Below are 17827 nucleotides of genomic sequence, written 5' to 3' on the forward strand. Positions count from 1 at the left end.
GTTATATGTCGGGGATGACGATCTTTACTTCCTGGCCCAGATCGCTTGAGCGGACAATGCCGTCGATGATGGCCTGGTTGTACAGGATTTGGCTCGCGGGCACCGGCGCTTCGCCGCCTTCCTTGCAGGCGTCTAGGAAGGAACGGATCTTCCGATCGAACAGGTCGATGCCCTCGTTCTCGATGACCGGAATTTCCATGCAGGTCTCCATCCCGCCAAATTGCATATAGGCCTTCATCGGGCCGCCCACGGTCCCGTTCCAGCACTCGGTGGAGGGGATGCGCAGGCCTGCCTTGGTGCCGAAGATCAGCGTGTCGCCCGGCGTGTCCATGTTCATGGCCCATGCGATGCGGAAGTCCAGCACGATGCCGCCCTCCAGGCGGACGAAGGCGGCCGCAAAGTCGTCCACGCCAAACTTTTGCGCGTATTCAGGGTGCGTGCGATAGTACTCCGGCTTATTGCCGAAAAAGGCGCCCCGAAAGCCGGTCACGGTCAGCGGCCTGGGATAGCCGACGGCATTGAGCACCATGTCCAGCGAGTAACAGCCGATGTCGCCGACGGCGCCGATGCCGGCCGTGCGCTCTTCGATAAAGCTGGTGCCAAAGGGGACCGGAATGCCGCGCCGCCGCCCCCCGCCGGTCTGGATGTAGTACACCTCGCCCAGTTCGCCCGACTGCACGATCTCCTTGATCTTGCGCATGTTAGGATCAAAGCGGGGCTGAAAGCCGATGGACAGCACCTTTCCGCTGCGCTTCTCCGCGCGCAGAATCTCAACCGCCTCCTCCAGCGTGACGCACATCGGCTTCTCGAGCAGCACGTGCACGCCCGCGTTCAGCGCGTCGATGGCGCACTGCGCATGGGTCCGGTTATACGTGCACACGCTGACGCAATCGAGCTGCTCTTTTTCGAGCATTTCCCTGTGATTGGTATAGGTGTGAACCCCCGAAACACCATGCCGTTCAAAGAACGCGCCGGCCTTCCCCTCGACGATGTCCGCGCCTGCCACGACGTCCACGTCCGGCATTTTAAGATAGCTGGCGATGTGCGCCGCCGCGATCCAGCCCGTGCCGATGATGCCCACCCGCACGCGGCGTCGCACGTCTACGCCCGCGCCTTCTTCGTTGTCCTTCTTGAAGAGGTTTAAAATGTCGTCTCCCGCCTGGTTTCGGCTGGTTATCCGTTTCATGGCCATTTTTCATTCCTCCCTGTTCCCTGCGAGCAGGCGCTTTTCCATGCGAATGTGTTCCCGAACCTGTTCGGCTGCGGGGTATTGGTCAGCGTCGTAGCAATAGTGCCCTTCGTACTCGCTGATGAGATAGCCGGCAAAGCCGCTGCGCTCGATGACATCCAGCAGCCTGGCATAGGGAATCGTCTTCTCCTCGCCGTCCTGCATGTGATAAAACTTGGTGTGAAAATGGGTCACGTATTTCATGACCTCCGCGAGTTCATCTGGCCGGTACGGCCGGTAAAGGGCGAACAGTTCCTCCGCGAGTTCCCCGGCGTATGCGCTGTCGTCGTGCGCGCGCAGATAATCACGCGCCGTTTGAAGCCCGGCATCCTCTGCCAGGAGCTCCAGCAACGCGTCGATGGTCTCCCTTCGCACGCCGTGCTGCGCATAGGCGTCGAGCCAGCCGTCGTAGGGATACTCCTGATAGATGCCCGTGTCCACCACCACGCCGATATACGGCGTATCCAGATCGCGGAACGCCTTGAGGAACCTCTGCCAGATCTCCGTATCAAATCTGTGCGGCGGATGAATCTCGACGCCGACCTTGACCTGATACTTTTCCGCCCACGGCGCCACGCGGCAGAGCAGCTCCGGGGAAATCGCGTGCTGCGTGCGCACGACGGACGCGCCCATCTCGTAAGCGTTGCGGATGTCGTTTACCGTGCTCATGACCTTTTCCTCATCGGTGAGAAACCGGTCGCTGCGCAGGCCGCTGTCCAGATGCGCGCTGTAGCAGAAGGGCTCCAATTCCAGCGCTTCGCATCGGGCGCGCAGGTCGTGAAGCCACCGCTTGGTGGGGTAGGGAAATCCCGGCATCATCTGGGAAGCCACGATTTCAATCGCCTCTCCCCCGGCTTCCTTTGCCTTGCGCAGGGCGTCATCGAGGGAGAGCCGCTTCAAGTAGTATTCGCTGGAATAGGAAAACAGCGATACGCCCAATCTGATCGCCTGTGTCATGCCGCGCCGCTCCCTTCGCCTGTAAAGTCGAGCGTGCGCTCGCCCGTGGATGTGACGACCTTGCACACGCCGAAGTACGCGGAATACCCGTAGCGCAGCCTCATCACCGCGCCGACGCGGTGCGTTCCCTCGAGGCCGCCCTCGTGCAGCACCTCTATGACGGCGCAGTCGTTCACGTTCCAGTATTCCTTATACATCTGCGGCAGTTCCTCCATCCGGAACCGCTTGTCGTTCAGCAGCAGCTCCATCTGCTCCGGATCGATCGGCTCCCCGTCCAGGGTAAAGCGCAGCTCCTCGATGCAGGACAGGTAATTGCCCCTGAAATTCGGCATGCGGATCTGAAAGCGAAAGCCGATCCTGCGTCCGCACACCTCGACGCTTTGCGCGCCCTCAGGCCAGACCAGAAACGCATCGTAGGCCTTTTGATTGTTAATCAGTCCCATCTTGTCCACCTCCTATGCCCGGTCGATCATGGAGCGTCCGGTGACCTTCTGTGCCAGGATGACCAACCCCGTCACCAACATGAAGACCACCGTACCGAAGGCCGCTGCCTGCGGCAAGCCGCCCGCGCCATCCCACAGGTCGAGGATCGCCGTGGCGACGACGTCCGTACCCGCGTTGCGGAGCATGACGGAGCTGCTCAGCTCCGGAAACGCCATGACAAACGTCAGAATCCAGGCGTACAGCATGCCCGTCCTGGCCAGCGGTATGGTAACCTTCCGCATGGTTCTGCCCCAGGAAGCGCCGGAAATCCGGCTCGCCTCCTCCAATTCCGTGTTGATCTGAATGAGCGCCGATTGGCAGTAGCGCACGCCTGAGGGCAGCATGCGCGTGACGTATGCCACCAGAAGCAGCCAAATCGTGCCGTACAGGTGCAGTTGATTCAGAGGCTTGCTCAGGTACATGAAGATCAGGCCCATGGCCAGCGCCGTGCCGGAGATGCCCGAGGGCATGTTGCACAGGTACTCCAGCACCCCCCTGCCGCGCACCCTTGCGCGGACGATGATATACCCTGCAATCAGGCCCAGCAGCACCACGCAGGTCGCCGTCATCGCGCCCAGGAAAAGGCTGTTTTTGAAGGCTGTAATCGCGACATCGCTGTCGAGCAGCGTAATATAATTTTGAAGCGTCCAGTTGCTTCTTTCAAACCCATTGCCCACCGAGCGCATGAACGACGCCATCAGCAGCGTGCAATACGGGATGACGAACCCAAACAGCGCGTAGACGAGCCCCAGCGCCGAAAACAGATGGCGCGCGCGTCCCAGCTTCATCACGCTGGGGCGAAATCCCTTTGCGGAAATGGTCGAATACTTCTTGCTCGAGCGCACCGTGCGCCGGTAGAAAAACACCGCCAGAAGCGACAGCGCGGTAACGGTTACGGAAAGCACCGCGCCCATCTTGAAGTCCATGACCGTAATCGACTCGCGAATCTTCGTCGTAAGCACGTTGATGTTCAGCATGCGCGGCACGCCGTACAACGCGAGCGACTGGCCGAAGGAGAGAATTAATCCGGAGAGGATCGCCGGTCTGACCAGCGGGATGGTGACGTCCAGCGAGGCCCGCCGGGCGCCAGCGCCGGACATGCGCGCGGCTTCCTCCAGGTAAGGATCCATATTTTCCATGGCCGGAAATACCATCATGAAGATGGTGGCGATGCCCTGCGGCAGCCCCAGGATCACCAAAGACCAGACCGAATAGATGTTGACCGGCCCGTACGTGGTGTCAAGCCGCAGCAAAAAGCGCAGCGCGCGGTTGACGAAGCCCACGTTCGGCCCCGCCAGGATGATATAGGCCAGGGTGATTAAGAAGGGCGGGGTCATGATGGCGATGATGATGGTGCTCTTGACGAGGGTCTTAAATCGCATGTTCGTGCGGCTGACGCCAAAGGCCAGCGTCACGCCCAGCAGCGTCCCCAGGCCGCCGATTCCAACGGCGACCATCAGCGTGTTGAGCAACGCCTCCCGGATGCTCCCGCGCCGGAAGTACTTGATGAAATTCTGAAGGGTAAACGCGCCTGACTCGTCCGTAACGCCTTCAAAGACCATGTAGCCGATCGGCACCAGCACCAGCAGCGCGATCGTCAGGCATACGGCGGCAAACAAAATGGAGCTCGCCTGAAAAGACCGCCTGGGTTTGGGGTTTGTGTCAGCCATCTCGTATCACCGCCTTCATTTCACTTCGTACCGGTCAATGGCGGACTGCGTAAACTTCAGGCCCAGCCCCGGCTCCGTTCGGGCAAGCGCGAAGCCATCCTCCGTGCGCACCGGTTCCTCGAAAAACCTTTGAAACCACGGTATGTACTCCACAAACAGCGCGTTGGGCACGCAGCACTGCACCTGGGCCGTCACCTCCATGACGAAGTGGGGCGAAATCCGAATGCCCTGCGCGTCGCAATAAGCGGCCACGCGCATCCATTCGGTGATGCCGCCCACGCGGATCACGTCGGCCTGGATGTAGGAAACCAGCCGGTCGCGAATGTACTCGTCACAGTCGTGTATGCCGAAAAAGTTTTCGCCCGTCGCGAGCGGAATGCCGATCTGCTCAGCGATGGCGCGGTGTCCCTGAGGGTCACGAAGCGAAATCGGCTCCTCCAGCCAGAAGACATCGTACTCCTGCAGGCGTTTTCCCAGACGGATCGCCGCCGGGACGTCCAGAATGGTGTTCGCGTCGATGAACAGCTTCGCATCGCTCCCCAGCGCCAGACGCAGCTTTTCAAGGCGCAGGGCATCCGTCTCCAGCCCCGCGCGGCCGACCTGAATCTTGACGCCCAGCATCTTCTTCTCCGCCACAAGCTCCCGGGCACGCTCCACCATTTCCTCCACCGGCAGGCCGATCCACCCGGCTACGCTGGCGTACATCGGCACCCTGTCCCGATACTTGCCCAGGATGCCGCAGATCGGTTGGCCGACGGCCTTGCTGTAAATGTCCCACAGCGCCAAGTCGATGCCCGCAGCGCCCAGCACGGTAATGCCCGCAAAGCCCGCCTGCCGCAGCTCCCAAAGCAGGAAGGCGGACAGCGCCTTTACCTCGGTCGGGTCCCTGCCCATGAGCAGGGCGCGGATATCCGTATCGATCAGCGTCTTGATCGCATGTCCTCCGAATCCGTCGGTATAGGTATATCCATAGCCGGTGAGTCCCTCGTCCGTCTCAATCTCCACCAATACGATTTCCATGTAAGCGCGCGACTTCGTCTGGTTGATCAGCGCGGTTTCGACGGGCGTATGCAGCAGCTTCGTGCGAATGTCCGTAATCTTCATACAGCCTTGTTCCTTCCCAACCAAATTTGTTTCGGACGGCCCGTCAGTCCTTTGTCAAAATGCACGCGTCCGGTGTAAAGTAGCAGACGGCCTTTTCCCCAGCCGCATAGCGCAGCGGCGGCGTGGATTGGATGCGGCAGCTTTCCTTGATGCCATCCACCCGAACAAAGTAGTTGACGATGCTGCCGGTAAAGCTGACGTTTTCAATGCGCGCCTCGAGGCGGTTGTACTGTAAATCCCGATTCCAGGCGTCGAAGACGATGTTTTCGGGCCGGATCAGCAAATTACAGCGTTCGCCCGGCTTTAAATTGCGGTCGCTCCATGCGGCGGCCAGTAGCTGACCGTTCGGCAGGCGCACGCGGCAGCAGCTCTCCTCCACGGAGACGACCTCGGCGTCCAGCTTGTTGATCAGCCCGATAAACCCGGCGACAAAGCTGCTGCGCGGGTGCGCGTAGATCTCCTCCGGCGCGCCCTGCTGCAGAATGCGCCCCTCTCGCATGATGACGATCTCGTCGGAGACTGCCAGCGCCTCATCCTGAGAGTGGGTCACGTACACCGCCGTAATGCCGAGCCGTTGCTGAAGCGTCCGAATTTCAAAGCGCATGTTTTCGCGCAGCTTGGCGTCCAGGTTGCACAGGGGCTCGTCCAGCAAAAGGATGGCCGGCTCGTTCGCCAGCGCCCTCGCCAGCGCGACGCGCTGCTGCTGGCCGCCGGACAGCTGGGTCGGGTATCGATCCTGATAATCAGCGAGCCCGACCAGGCTCAGCGTTTCCCGAACCTTCTTTTCGATGTCGCTCCTCGGCTGCTTCTTGATTTTCAGTCCATAGGCCACGTTGTCAGACACGGTCATGTGCGGCCAAACCGCATAGCTCTGAAACACCATGCCCATGTTGCGCTTTTCCGGCAGCACCACGCGCTTTGAATCGGACAGCACCTCGCCGTCCACGACGATTTCTCCCTCCGTCGGCGTCTCCAGTCCCGCGATCATGCGCAGCGTGGTCGTCTTGCCGCAGCCGCTGGGGCCAAGGAAGGAAAACAGCTTCCCCTGCCCGATGCTCAGGTCGATATGGTCAACCGCCGTCACCGAGCCGTAACGCTTCACCAGGTTTTTGATCTCCAGCTTTTGATCGCTCATCGTTCCATATCCTCTCTGCCGGCGCTTGCGCCGGCACGGCGTACCGGCGCAAGCGCACAGCGGCTTCATCAATCGCGGATTTCCGCAAACTTATCCAGCACTTCGGATTTCTTCTCGGTCACCCAGGACACGTCGCGGGAAATCAGCTTGATTTCAGAAAGCGGGGTACCGTCTGCGAGCGCATAGTCCTTCAGATCGGTTCGCACAGGGATCCAGCCCAGATTTTCCGCCACCATCTTTTGCCCCTCTTCGGAAAGCAGGAAGTCCACAAACAAACCCGCCGCTTCCTGGTTGGGGGTATCCTTGCGAATGGCCGCCACGTTGATCTCGCTGGGCATGCCTTCCTCCGGATAGACGATCGCGATGGGATCGCCCTTCTTCAGCGACGTGCCCGCAGTCGCCATTACCTGGATGCCCACCTTGCGCTCGCCCATGGAGACCAGCTCCCCGATGGTTCCGTGGCTGGCCACGTAGTTCGCGTTCAACTCCTGCATCTTTTCAAAGAAGTTCCAGCCGTAAGTCTCCTGATCCAGATACTGCGTCATCATCCAGATGAGGGTATAGACGGAGGAGGAGCTGGTCGGATCGGCCAGGGTAATCGCATTTTCCCACTTGGGATCCATCAGATCCTTGAAGGACGCAGGCGCTTCCTCCGCGCCTACCAGGTTTGTGTTATAGATGATGACGTAGAATCCGGTGCCGACGGGCGTCATGATGCCGTCCGGATCCCGCAGGCCCTCGGCGATCGCCTCTGCGGACGCACAGGCGAAAGGTTCAAAGCAGCCGTATTTTCCCTGCAGCGTTATCACGGGGCCGTTTCCCTGCACGACCACGTCAAACTGCGGGTTGCCGGATCGGGTTTCCATTTCCATTGTAGCGGCCAGCTCTTCGTTCGCCGCACGGTAGCTCTTGAGCTTGACGTCTGGGTACTTGGCCTGGAACGCGTTCAGGACGGGGGTCATTTGGTCGAGCGTCGCCCCGTAGTAGACGGTGAGCTCCATCGCCTCTGCGCCTGCCGAGACGCAGGCGAGCAGGCTGCCCAGGAGTGCCAGACAGATGAGCGCAGACAGTTTCCGTTTCACGATGATTCCTCCTAACGTTGCTGGATCAGCCTTGCCGGCTGTCCGCTGTTTCCGTCACGACATTTGTCATAACGTATTATTGTAATTACATTATATCAGGCGCCCGCCGATAATTCAACCTATTTTTTCGCCCTTTTCTCCCTTATTTTTGACGAATCTTTGTCTTTCCATTGAACTTTTTCCATTTATCGTATAATATAATAATGTCATATCATTATAGGTTGTTCTGCTTCTAACAAGCCCTGAAAGGAAGGTTACATATGAGAAACAGGCTCTCTTTTGACCCGGAGATTCTGAAGCAGTGGAAGGGGAGGATAGACCGCGAAATTCCCACGCCGCTATACTACCAGCTCAAGCTCCTGATTACGGAGATGATCGACGCCGGGCGGCTCCGGCACGGCGATGCGCTGCCGACGGAGGCCGAACTGAGCGAAGCGCTGGAAATCAGCCGCCCGACGATCCGCCAGTGCATGCAGGAACTGGTCGCAGAGGGATACTTGACCCGCCAAAAGGGAAAGGGGACCTTTGTGTCGCAAAAGAAGATCGAAATCAACTACATTGCCAAACACGAAAGCTTCCACGAGATCATCAGCAAGTACGGCTACACGCCCTTTACGCGCGTGCTGTCCTTCAGGCAGATAGCGCCGGAGCCGTCCATCAACGAAATTTTGCAGCTTCCGCCCGACGAACCGCTGTACTCCCTCGTACGCCTGTGCATGGCCAACGACGCCCCCATGCTTTTTTCGGAATCCTATACACAGGCCTCCCGCTTTCCCGGGCTGCTACAATACGACTTTTCCAAGGTCTCGCTGTACGCCACGATGAAGGAAGTCTATCATTCTCCTGTAGCGGTCGTTCGCCGCGAGGTCAGCGCCGCAAACGCGAATCAGGCTGACGCCGGCATGCTGGAAATCCCCAAGGGACGCGCAATCTGCATGGTTTACAACCTCGCCTTCGACGAGCAGAACCGGCCCATCGAATATTCCATCTCCCGCTACCGCAGCGAGGTCATCAAGTTCACGAACTACATGAAGTGCTGACGCGCGCAAAAAAAGCAGACGCCCGGAAATTCCGCGGCGTCCGCCTGGTCGTCAGCTCTATCCCTTATGTACTTTTCTTCGTGCCGGGGCGTGCACGCGCTGCAAGCGCGCCCGGGCATCGATCGCACTCCCCCAGTTCGATCCTGTACTCCTGCAAGATGCGTCCTTGGGCGTCGAACCGCACGCCTTCCGCCTCCAGCAGCGCGCGCTGAAGGCCCACGCCGCCTTCCTCATACCGCCCGGCGATGCGCCCGTCCTTTTGCACCACGCGCTGCCAGGGGACGCCGTCCGCAGACGAAAGCGCGTGCAGCGCCCAGCCGACCTGACGCGCCATGCGGGGGTTGCCCGCCAGACGCGCCACCTGGCCGTAGCTCATGACGCGGCCCGGCGGGATGGAGCGCACGATCTCGTAGACCTTTTCAAAGAAATTCACGCGGCTGCACGCCTCCCCCACGTCAAAATAAGGCCGCTGCATTGCCCGGCGTCCGCCCACCCCGGCCCTTGCGGACGGCCTATCGCTGATCCTGCGCCCCGCGCTTGCAGCACGTGCCCTCCAGGTTGATTTGATCGCCCATCACGCGCATGCGCTGGTGCGGAACGCCTTCGTCCAGAATCTGTTCCCCGAACGGGACGAACCCATAGCGCGCGTAAAAGGGCACCGCCTGCAGCTGCGCCGAAAGCGCGACGCTCCGCGCTCCGTGCTCCTTGGCCTTAAAGAGCAGCATGCGCATGAGCAGGTCGCCCAGCCCCTGGCCGCGCTTTTCCCTGAGCACCGCGATGCGGCCCAGGTGAAATTCGCCGTCCTGCCACCAGATGCGGCCCGTGCCGCAGGCGTCGCCCACAGGCTCGCCCGATGCGTCCGCCTGGTCGTAGACCAGCGCGTGCCAGCTGATGCGGTCGATCTCGTCGTGCTCCAGCGCGGCGCTGTAGCCCTGCTCGCGCACGAAGACCGCGTCGCGAACGTGGAGCGCCTGTGATATGTCCGAGCCCGGACGCAGCAATTTACCGCGAATCATCCGCGTCATCCTTTCCAAAGGGCGGCAGGAAAACACCGCCGCACGTCGAAATGTCTTGTATACGATTTCAAAATCCGCCTCGAATGGAGGGTCATCCCTTGGAACACGAAAAAATACTGCGCATCAATGAGCTGGCGCGTAAGAAGCGCACCGTTGGCCTGACGCCGGAGGAGCTTTCGGAGCAGCAGGTGCTGCGCGCGCAATACCTGTCGGAATTCCGCCAGAACATGGAGGAAACGCTGAAAGCCGTGCGCGTCGAGCAGCAGGACGGCACCTACGCGCCGCTCAAGAAAAAACAGTAATATCGCACGGTTTCCATTGTACAACATCGTGCGATTTTTGCAAAGGATTTTTCTATCCCCTTGCATTTTATGGGGAGATCGGGTATAATAAAGGCGGAACAAGAGATGGGCTAAAGCAAAGTCTCCGGCCTGTCGCTGACGCCAGAAAAGGAGGCGATTCCAATGAACCAGGATGATCTCCAGCAAGAGGAGCGCGACATCGTCGAATTCTCCGATGAGGATGGCAATAAGCTGCTTCTGGAAGTCATGGATTACTTCTTCTACAATGGTGAAGAGTATGCAGTTCTCTGCGATGCCGACGAGGAAGCATGCGATTGCGAATGTGATGACGACGCGTGTGAATGCGATTGCGAGCATGAGCACACGGTCTATATAATGAAGGTTGTCAGCACAACGAGTGAGGACGGAGAGGAAATGGAAGAGTTCATTCCCCCGGACGAAGCTCTGCTCGATCAACTCATTGAAGTCGTTCAGACGCGTTTCACGGAAGACGACGATGTCGAGGACGAGGATCCGGAAGCCTAATCCAAACGCATTTTCAGATAGATGGGTGTTTATCTTTCAGGATCGATGGTTCCCGCTTGAAGCGATGGGTGACATCTACCGCAGGGTTCGCAACGCGAATCAAGGGTTTAATTTGAGATAGATGACGGTTTGTACATTGCGGATCGACTTTTATCCCCTTTAAATCGATGGAAACTTTTCGTAAGCATGAGGCAGAATCAACCGACCGGTAAACATTGCTCATTGGATCTGGGTTTGGTCTATAGGTATCCCTCTCGAAAATGCGAGGTTTCTCTCCCCGGCTATCCAACAATTACATACTGAAAAGGAGCCAAGGATAGCAATCCTTGGTTCCTTTTTACCGTTAAATAAGGGAGCGCTCCCCTTCCGATCCCTTTACGAAAGGACCTGCTGCATGAACGACCTGCTTCGCCTCAAAATCCAAAAGCTGCCCGACAGCCCCGGCTGCTACATGATGAAATCCCAGGGCCAGATCATCTACGTGGGCAAGGCCAAAAACCTGAAAAACCGCGTGCGCTCCTACTTTCAGACGCGCGAGCACACGCCCAAGGTCGCCGCGATGGTGGAGCGAATCGACGATTTCGACATCATCCTGGTGGACTCCAACCTGGAATCGCTGATTCTGGAGTGCAACCTCATCAAGCTGCACAAGCCGTACTATAACATCCTGCTCAAGGACGACAAGCACTACCCCTACCTGCGCATCGACGTCAGCGAGGACTTTCCGCGCGTGGAGATGGTTCGCCGCGTGGAAAAGGACGGCGCGCGCTACTTCGGCCCCTACATGGGCGGCGGCAGCGTGCGCGAGGTGCTGGACGTGCTGCGCCAGGTGTTTCCGCTGCGCACCTGCACGCGAACCATGAACCCGGACCGCCCGCAGCGCCCCTGCCTGCACCACCAGGTGGGCCAATGCCTGGCTCCCTGCGCGGGACTCGTCACCCGCGACGAATACCACCTGTACGTGGACAAGGTGATCGAATTCCTCTCCGGCAAGAGCGAACCCATCCTGCGCGACCTCAAAAGCCGCATGCAGGAGGCCGCAGCCGCCATGCGCTTTGAGCAGGCGGGCGTCTATCGCGACCGCATCCGCGCGGTGGAAAGCCTGATGGAGCGCCAGAAGGCGATCAACGTGCGCGGCGGGGATCAGGACATCCTGGCCGTCTGGCAGGACGGGCTGGACGCGATGGTGCAGGTGCTGTTCGTGCGCGGCGGACACATGATCGGCGGCGAACACTTCGCGCTCGAGCGCGCGGGCGACCAGCCGGCGGCCGAGGTGCTGGAGAGCTTCATCCCCCAGTTTTACGAGGACGCGCAGATCATCCCCTCCGAGCTGATCGTGCAGTCCCTGACCGAAGGCGCGGGCGAGCTGGAAGGCTACCTCTCCGACCGGCGCGGCGCGAAGGTCACGCTGCGCATGCCGCAGCGCGGCACAAAGCACCAGCTCGTCGAAATGGCCCGCAAGAACGCGCGCGACGCGCTGGAAAAGCGCAACGCGCGCCTGGAAAGCCAGCAGACGCGCACTGTGGGCGCGGCCAAGGCGTTGGGCGAAGCGGTGGGCATGGAAGCCTATCCCCGGCGCATCGAAGGATACGATATCTCCAACACACAGGGCGTGCTCTCCGTGGCGTCGATGGTCGTCTTCATCGACGGCGTGGCCGCCAAGAAGGAATACCGCCACTTCCGCATCAAGACCGTGGTCGGCGCGAACGACTTCGCGTCCATGAACGAGGTCATCACCCGCCGCTTTTCACACGCCAAGAAGGAGCTGGAAGAGCTGCGCTCCGCGGGCCGCGACCCGTCCGAGGGCAAATTCACCGACCTGCCGGATCTGATCTTGATCGACGGCGGCCCGGAACAGCTCGACTTCGCGCGCCGGGCGATGCTGGCGACGGGGTTCAACATCCCCATGTTCGGCCTGGCCAAGCGGCTGGAAGAAATCTTCCTGCCGGGGCAGAAGGAGTCCATCCTGCTCGACCGCCACAGCCCCGCGCTGCACCTCATTCAGCGCGTCCGCGACGAGGCGCACCGCTTCGGCATTACCCACCACCGCAACCTGCGCGGCAAGGCCAGCGTGCACTCCCAGCTCGAGGACATCCCGGGCATCGGCCCCACGCGCAGGCGCGCGCTGCTCACGCACTTCCGCACCCTCGAGGCGATCCGGGAGGCCAGCATCGACGACCTGTGCGCGGTGCAGGGCATGAGCCGTCCGGCGGCGGAGGCCGTGCGCGCCTTCTTCGACGCCAAGGAGCCAAAGGCATGATCCTTGCCCTGCTGCTGACGGCCCTGCTGCTCGGGCCTTCCCAGGCACAGATACAAAAGACGCCCGCATCAGACGCTTTCCTGAGCGCCGTGCGGGCCGTTTCGTCCTTTGAGGGGGCGGATGTTGGCTTCGAGCCCCGTTTTTACGTCAGCCAGCGCGGGTCCGGCCCCTATGAAGAAGTCAACTGCATGCCCGCTGCGAGCGCTATGCTGCTGCGCTGGGCACTGGATGGAAGGGACGACGGCTGGCCGGGTGACGGCTGGCCGGACGCGCGAACGCTGCGGGCGCTCGTGCCGCTGCGGGGTGCGCCCTGGCGTCCCCAGCAGGTACAGGAAGTGCTAACCCGCGCGGGTCTCCACGTCGAAACGCCTGAAATCTCGCTCGACGCCATGACCGGGGCGCTGCGGGCGGGGCGAGCCCTGCTCGTGCTCGTGCAGGAAAACGGGCTCGGCCATTGCTACATCGTCGCCGCCTATGCCAGCGCGCCCGGCGGCGAAACCGTCTTTGAGATCATCGACCCGGCGGACGGGCGCGCACGTCTCCTGGACGCCGACGCGCTTCTCGCCCGCATGGAGGGCTACTGGTGGCGTTTCCTTTCCGTCAGCCGCTCCCCTGAAGCATGCAGTCCAGAAGGCTGAGCGTCATGCCCGCCCGTTCATGGCGCTTCCTCCCTCTCTTCGTAGCTGGAAAGGTCCTTCGCGTTCACGTAGCCCACGCGTTCGCGTCCGCCGCGCTCCACGGCCCGAATCTCCCTCCACAGGGGCTTTCCCTCTACCTGCGCCTGAATCGTCAGCTCGCTTCCGTCCTTTATCGTGATACCGGTGAAGTTTTTCCCGTTCTCGATGGGGTGCGCGTACACGCGAAGCGACTTGCCATCCCGCGTCGTGACGCGCGCCCGGCTGCCCGCGCCCAGCCAGGGGGCAAAGGGCTCGGCCGCCTCCGCGGGCTGATCATAAACGAGCCAGGAAGCGCGCCCCCAGTGCGTCCACAGGTAGGGCATCTCGTCCTCTACCACGCCGTAGAGATGTCCGCGCGCGTGCACGCACCGTCCCGATCCGACGTACACCCCCATGTGCGTAAAGCGGCCTGCGTCGTCCGCCTGAAAGAGCAGAATGCCCGCCTCATGCGGCATCGTCTCGATGGGCCCCGACTCCATACACCAGCGCGCAGCCGCGCCCTCGACGTTCGTTCGCCATTCCTTCGGAAAGAGCCCCTCCGAAGCGGATAGAAAGCCCTCCAGCAGCCCCGCACAGTCGAAAACCTCCAGACCATCCCAGCGTTCGCAGGGCCCGAGCAGCAGTTGTGCATAGTCCTCGTACTGTTCCGCCCGCTGCCGCCGCACCGCAGGCGTGCAAATTTCACCCGCAGCCCCGTACAGGTAACCCACGCCCACCTTCGCGCGCGCATAGGCACAGAGGGCACCCGCCGTGCGGGGAAGCGCGTCCGCAGGCGCGGCGCTTGCGAGGCAGGACAGGGCCAAAAACAGCGAAAGGAAAACCCGCCTTTTCCGCTCCAAGCTATTCCGCCTTTCCGCATCAGCCGTTGGTATGTACCCAGCAGTTTGAAAGCTCAAGCGTCATACCGTCCGCCAGCATCAGGCTAACTTTCTCTGACGTGACGGTTCCCTGCTCCAACACGTTTCCCGCCGCGTCGCGCAGCACGTAGCTGCCGCTCGCCTCGCCGGGGACGGCGCACAGATAGCACATGCCGTCCGGGTAATCGCGCTTGACGCGCAACGCCGCACTCCCTGCGAAACTCATGGCCGTCTTGTCCGACACAGCCGGCGAGGCCACGATGCGCTCGATCGTCATGCCGTCGCCTACCTGAACCACGTCCCCCCGCTTCACGGATACGACGCAGGCGCTTTGCCGGCTCCCGCCGTCCGCAAGACGCGCCAGGCTGCACGAAAAGGTCTCGCCGCCCTTTGAGCGGATGGAGATCGCCCCTGCCTCGCCGCGCACGACGTAGAATCCCGCGGCAAGGTTAGCGCCCGCCGTATACGTCCCGGCTCCATAATAGAAGCTCCCGGCATCCGCTACCGTCAGGTAGTTTGCTTTCATATAGCCCGTCTTGTCGTCCTCGTCCACCAGCACGTGATACCAGCCGTCCAGCACGCCCAGGACGCGCACGCGCGTGTTGTTGTAATAGCGGCCGAGGGAATCCGACGCCTCGTCCGGACGGCTGCGCAGGTTCAGCCGGTCCGTAATGCGCGGGTTGTTCACCCGGCCTGCGGGCATCGCGCTCTCCACGAGGCCGCCCGCACTGCCAAAGGCGAGATAACGGCTCTGCATGTAGCCCTCGACGCCGGCGACGCTAACCCTGACCCAGGCGCCCGTGCTCCCGCCCAGCACCCGCACGTGTACGCCGTTGTAGTACTTGCCCAGCGACTGCGCCTGCGTATCCGGCAGCACGCGCAGGTGCAGACGGTCCTGCGGGTTCGGGTTGTTCACCACCGCATCGCCCGTTTCGGCCCCGCCGCCCGCGTCCTCCAGGGAGAGGTACGCGCCGCGCATGTACCCGCTCTGCCCCTCCACGTCCACGTGATACCACGCGCCCGCGACGCCCAGCACCGTGACGCGCGTGCCGTTGTAATACCGCCCCAGCGACTGCGCGCGCTCGTCCGGCCGGCTTCGCAGGTTCAGCCGGTCGGCCGGGTTCGGGTTGTTCACAAAGGCCGACGGCGTCGCGGGCGTGACGTAGGCATCGCCGCCTATCCGCAGGTAGGTCTTGAGCATGAAGCCCTCGACACCGCGCACGCGTACCTGGGCCCAATCGCCAAAGTCGCGGTCGTTCAGCACCTCGACCCTCACGCCCGTGTAGTACTTGCCCAGCGACTGCGCCTGCGTATCCGGCAGCACGCGCAGATGCAGGCGGTTTTCCGGCCGGTCGTTCACCACCACGCCCTGTAGATAACTGCCCGCCTGCGCCCCGGTGCACAGCACCAGCAGCAGCGCGAGCGCCAGAAAAAGACCTCCGCCCAGCTTCCCCTTCATCGTAAAGCACTCCCCTCAGCCCTGATCTGTTCTATGGAAATAACGCGCGAAAAAAGCGATTTCGTGCAAAATAAAGGGAATTTGGATGAGCTTTTCCCATGGAGCAGATCTAGGTGGACCGGCTCCCCGGGGCCCGGCGCATTGAAAGCAAGTCCTCTCCTTCGGAAGGTCCCGCTAAGACCGTCAAGGCACGCAGTGAATACCCCTGCCAAGAGCTGTCCATACCTTCCATATCATTCGATATCCCTTGCGCGCCGATGAACTGCGCCGGCAATTTTTTCCCTCCGCGCTTCCCTTACTCGCAAAATACAAATCAAAGGATGCCGCAGCCCTGCACGTTTCTATGCCCGTCACAGCAGCTTCACGAGGATCATCGCGAGGCCCAGCGCCGCCAATACCACGCCGGTCGCGCGGTTGAGAACCTTCGGGTCCGCCTTGTTGGCAAACAGCGCCGATACCCGCGCGCCCACCAGCGTCGAGATCACGCATACGACCAGCGCCATCATGTCCGGTAGGCCGCCGATGACCATGTGCGAGGCCGCGCCCGTGAAGGCCGTGAACGCCATGATGAACACGCTGGTGCCCACGGCCGTCTTGAGCTCATAGCCCAGCACGCTGGTGAGGATGAGTAGGAGCATCATGCCGCCGCCCGCGCCGATGAAGCCGCAGATGAAGCCGATCAATACGCCGCACACCAGAGACTGAACCGCCTTCGTGCGCGCGCTCTTCTGCGCCTGCTTCTCCTTGGTCGTCAGCACCGGGCGCGCGATGAACTTCACGCCCAGCAGAAACGTCATGAACACGGAAAAGTTGCCCATCGCCGTGCTGGGAACCAAAGAGGCGACGTAGCTGCCTACCAGCGTGAAGGCGAGCACGCTGACGAGCATCACCAAACCGTTTTTCACGTCCAGGTTCTTGTGCTTGCCGTAGGTGTACGCGGAAATCGCGGAGGCCAGCACGTCCGACGCCAGGGCGATACCCACCGCCTCATAAGGATCGAAGTGCAAAAACGTGATGAGCATGGGCGAGATAACCGCCGCCGCCGAAAGGCCCGCAAGGCCCGTGCCCACGCCCGCGCCCAAACCCGCGATGATGTAAATCAGAATTGCGAAAGCCATGTTCCGTCCACTCCCTGCCTTTAATCGTTTACCGATGAACTATTATAAGGCGGGATGCCGCTTTTCGCAACCATTTGGGGCTGAAAACCGCAAAAAAGTGTTTCAAAACACCTCGTATACGTTTGGATCGTCCGCCGTAACCGGCGAAAGGTAGCGCGTCATCATGTAGCCGCGCACGCCGTTCAGCTCGACCTGCGACCACTCGTCGTCCGGAAACAGCAGCAGAATCTCCGTGCCGGTGGGCACCCTGCCGGCGACCGGAGCCTCCAGGCTGGGCGCCAGGCGCAGGTTGACGGTCGTCTCGCGCGCGGGGTCGTCCGGGTCTGCCACTCGCATGCGTCCGCCGGCCATGTCCTCCGCCCCCTTTACGGTCAGCCGGTTGGTGAGCACGTACCCTTCCAGGCCGGGCAGCGCGACGTGCGTAAACTGCCCTTCTTCCCCCAGCACGGCGAGCACGCGGCCCGGCCTGATGAGCGCCCTCTGCGCGCCCAGGGACGCCGTCGGGTGTACGGCGGTGCTCCCCGCCGCGGCATTCACAATCGCGATGCGCGCGGCCGCCTCGCACTCGCCGAAGGAAAGGTTGATCGTCGGCACAAACCCTTCTCCCTGGCTGGAGCGCACGCGGCACCAACAGCTTCCGACCTGGGTCACCTCCAGCGCTTCTCCGACCGCGAGCCTGGCGAACATGCCGTCGTCGCCTTGAACCGAGCACAGCGGCGCGTCGATCGCCACCTTTGCCGTAAACGCCTCCTGCGCTTCTCCGGGCGTCGCTTCCGCGCAGGCCGCGCTTGCGGCAAGCAGCGCCAGAGCAAACAGGACCCAAAAAATCCGTTTCATCCCGAGGCCTCCTTCCAAACCTTTCCTTGATACGACGGCATCCGACGAACTTTTCTTCCACCCTGCACAGAAAGTTC

General features: G+C 61.3%; 18 protein-coding genes. 5 read left to right on the forward strand and 13 right to left on the reverse strand.

Annotation, left to right across the window (positions count from 1 at the left end; all coding sequences use genetic code 11):
* Position 1: 1 nt before the first annotated feature.
* The 7 genes from C1725_RS16790 to C1725_RS16820 all read right to left on the reverse strand — a co-directional run bounded on the left by C1725_RS16790 (position 2) and on the right by C1725_RS16820 (position 7659).
* Positions 2–1192 (reverse strand): Gfo/Idh/MocA family protein, encoded by a 1191-nt coding sequence (locus C1725_RS16790; protein WP_346026777.1) that lies wholly within the window; start codon positions 1190–1192, stop codon positions 2–4.
* A gap of 3 nt (positions 1193–1195) precedes the next feature.
* Entirely contained in the window at positions 1196–2185 is a 990-nt protein-coding gene (locus C1725_RS16795) for a TIM barrel protein (RefSeq protein WP_102412835.1), read from the reverse strand.
* Positions 2182–2628, reverse strand: coding sequence for a C-glycoside deglycosidase beta subunit domain-containing protein (locus C1725_RS16800; RefSeq protein ID WP_102412836.1), 447 nt, complete (start codon positions 2626–2628; stop codon positions 2182–2184). The genes C1725_RS16795 and C1725_RS16800 overlap by 4 nt, the downstream gene beginning before the upstream one ends.
* Positions 2629–2640: 12 nt before the next feature.
* Positions 2641–4338, reverse strand: coding sequence for an ABC transporter permease subunit (locus tag C1725_RS16805; protein ID WP_102412837.1), 1698 nt, complete (start codon positions 4336–4338; stop codon positions 2641–2643).
* Between the two features lie 15 nt (positions 4339–4353).
* Positions 4354–5442 (reverse strand): enolase C-terminal domain-like protein, encoded by a 1089-nt coding sequence (locus C1725_RS16810; protein ID WP_102412838.1) that lies wholly within the window; start codon positions 5440–5442, stop codon positions 4354–4356.
* Positions 5443–5485: 43 nt separating this feature from the next.
* Positions 5486–6577 carry an ATP-binding cassette domain-containing protein gene (locus C1725_RS16815; protein ID WP_102412839.1) on the reverse strand — a complete coding sequence of 364 codons (1092 nt, stop codon included), beginning with the start codon at positions 6575–6577 and terminating at the stop codon, positions 5486–5488.
* A gap of 68 nt (positions 6578–6645) precedes the next feature.
* Positions 6646–7659, reverse strand: coding sequence for an extracellular solute-binding protein (locus tag C1725_RS16820; RefSeq protein WP_102412840.1), 1014 nt, complete (start codon positions 7657–7659; stop codon positions 6646–6648).
* A gap of 260 nt (positions 7660–7919) precedes the next feature.
* Between C1725_RS16820 and C1725_RS16825 the strand changes: the two genes are divergently transcribed.
* Positions 7920–8699: a UTRA domain-containing protein gene (locus C1725_RS16825; RefSeq protein ID WP_102412841.1), complete on the forward strand. Its 780-nt coding sequence runs from the start codon at positions 7920–7922 to the stop codon at positions 8697–8699.
* A 64-nt stretch (positions 8700–8763) separates the two neighbouring features.
* Here C1725_RS16825 and C1725_RS16830 read toward each other — a convergent pair whose 3' ends face one another.
* A complete protein-coding gene (locus C1725_RS16830; RefSeq protein WP_102412842.1) occupies positions 8764–9174 on the reverse strand; it encodes a methylated-DNA--[protein]-cysteine S-methyltransferase in 411 nt (136 codons plus the stop codon).
* Positions 9175–9211: 37 nt separating this feature from the next.
* Positions 9212–9715: a GNAT family N-acetyltransferase gene (locus C1725_RS16835; protein WP_346026778.1), complete on the reverse strand. Its 504-nt coding sequence runs from the start codon at positions 9713–9715 to the stop codon at positions 9212–9214.
* 98 nt (positions 9716–9813) lie between these two features.
* Between C1725_RS16835 and C1725_RS16840 the strand changes: the two genes are divergently transcribed.
* The 4 genes from C1725_RS16840 to C1725_RS16855 all read left to right on the forward strand — a co-directional run bounded on the left by C1725_RS16840 (position 9814) and on the right by C1725_RS16855 (position 13440).
* Entirely contained in the window at positions 9814–10017 is a 204-nt protein-coding gene (locus tag C1725_RS16840; RefSeq protein WP_346026779.1) for a DUF896 domain-containing protein, read from the forward strand.
* A gap of 162 nt (positions 10018–10179) precedes the next feature.
* Positions 10180–10542 carry a DUF1292 domain-containing protein gene (locus tag C1725_RS16845; protein ID WP_102412845.1) on the forward strand — a complete coding sequence of 121 codons (363 nt, stop codon included), beginning with the start codon at positions 10180–10182 and terminating at the stop codon, positions 10540–10542.
* A gap of 394 nt (positions 10543–10936) precedes the next feature.
* Positions 10937–12802 (forward strand): excinuclease ABC subunit UvrC, encoded by a 1866-nt coding sequence (gene uvrC / locus C1725_RS16850; protein ID WP_102412846.1) that lies wholly within the window; start codon positions 10937–10939, stop codon positions 12800–12802.
* Positions 12799–13440 (forward strand): hypothetical protein, encoded by a 642-nt coding sequence (locus C1725_RS16855; RefSeq protein WP_102412847.1) that lies wholly within the window; start codon positions 12799–12801, stop codon positions 13438–13440. The genes uvrC and C1725_RS16855 overlap by 4 nt, the downstream gene beginning before the upstream one ends.
* Positions 13441–13457: 17 nt before the next feature.
* On the opposite strand, the gene C1725_RS16860 is transcribed toward C1725_RS16855, so the two are convergent.
* The 4 genes from C1725_RS16860 to C1725_RS16875 all read right to left on the reverse strand — a co-directional run bounded on the left by C1725_RS16860 (position 13458) and on the right by C1725_RS16875 (position 17750).
* Positions 13458–14318, reverse strand: coding sequence for an NlpC/P60 family protein (locus tag C1725_RS16860; protein WP_102412848.1), 861 nt, complete (start codon positions 14316–14318; stop codon positions 13458–13460).
* A 19-nt stretch (positions 14319–14337) separates the two neighbouring features.
* Positions 14338–15795: an SH3 domain-containing protein gene (locus tag C1725_RS16865; RefSeq protein WP_102412849.1), complete on the reverse strand. Its 1458-nt coding sequence runs from the start codon at positions 15793–15795 to the stop codon at positions 14338–14340.
* A gap of 350 nt (positions 15796–16145) precedes the next feature.
* Positions 16146–16913: a TSUP family transporter gene (locus tag C1725_RS16870; RefSeq protein ID WP_102412850.1), complete on the reverse strand. Its 768-nt coding sequence runs from the start codon at positions 16911–16913 to the stop codon at positions 16146–16148.
* Positions 16914–17015: 102 nt separating this feature from the next.
* Entirely contained in the window at positions 17016–17750 is a 735-nt protein-coding gene (locus C1725_RS16875) for an SH3 domain-containing protein (RefSeq protein ID WP_102412851.1), read from the reverse strand.
* Positions 17751–17827: the final 77 nt, after the last annotated feature.

The organism is Beduinella massiliensis (genome assembly GCF_900199405.1).
GTDB classification, from domain to species: domain Bacteria; phylum Bacillota; class Clostridia; order Christensenellales; family Aristaeellaceae; genus Beduinella; species Beduinella massiliensis.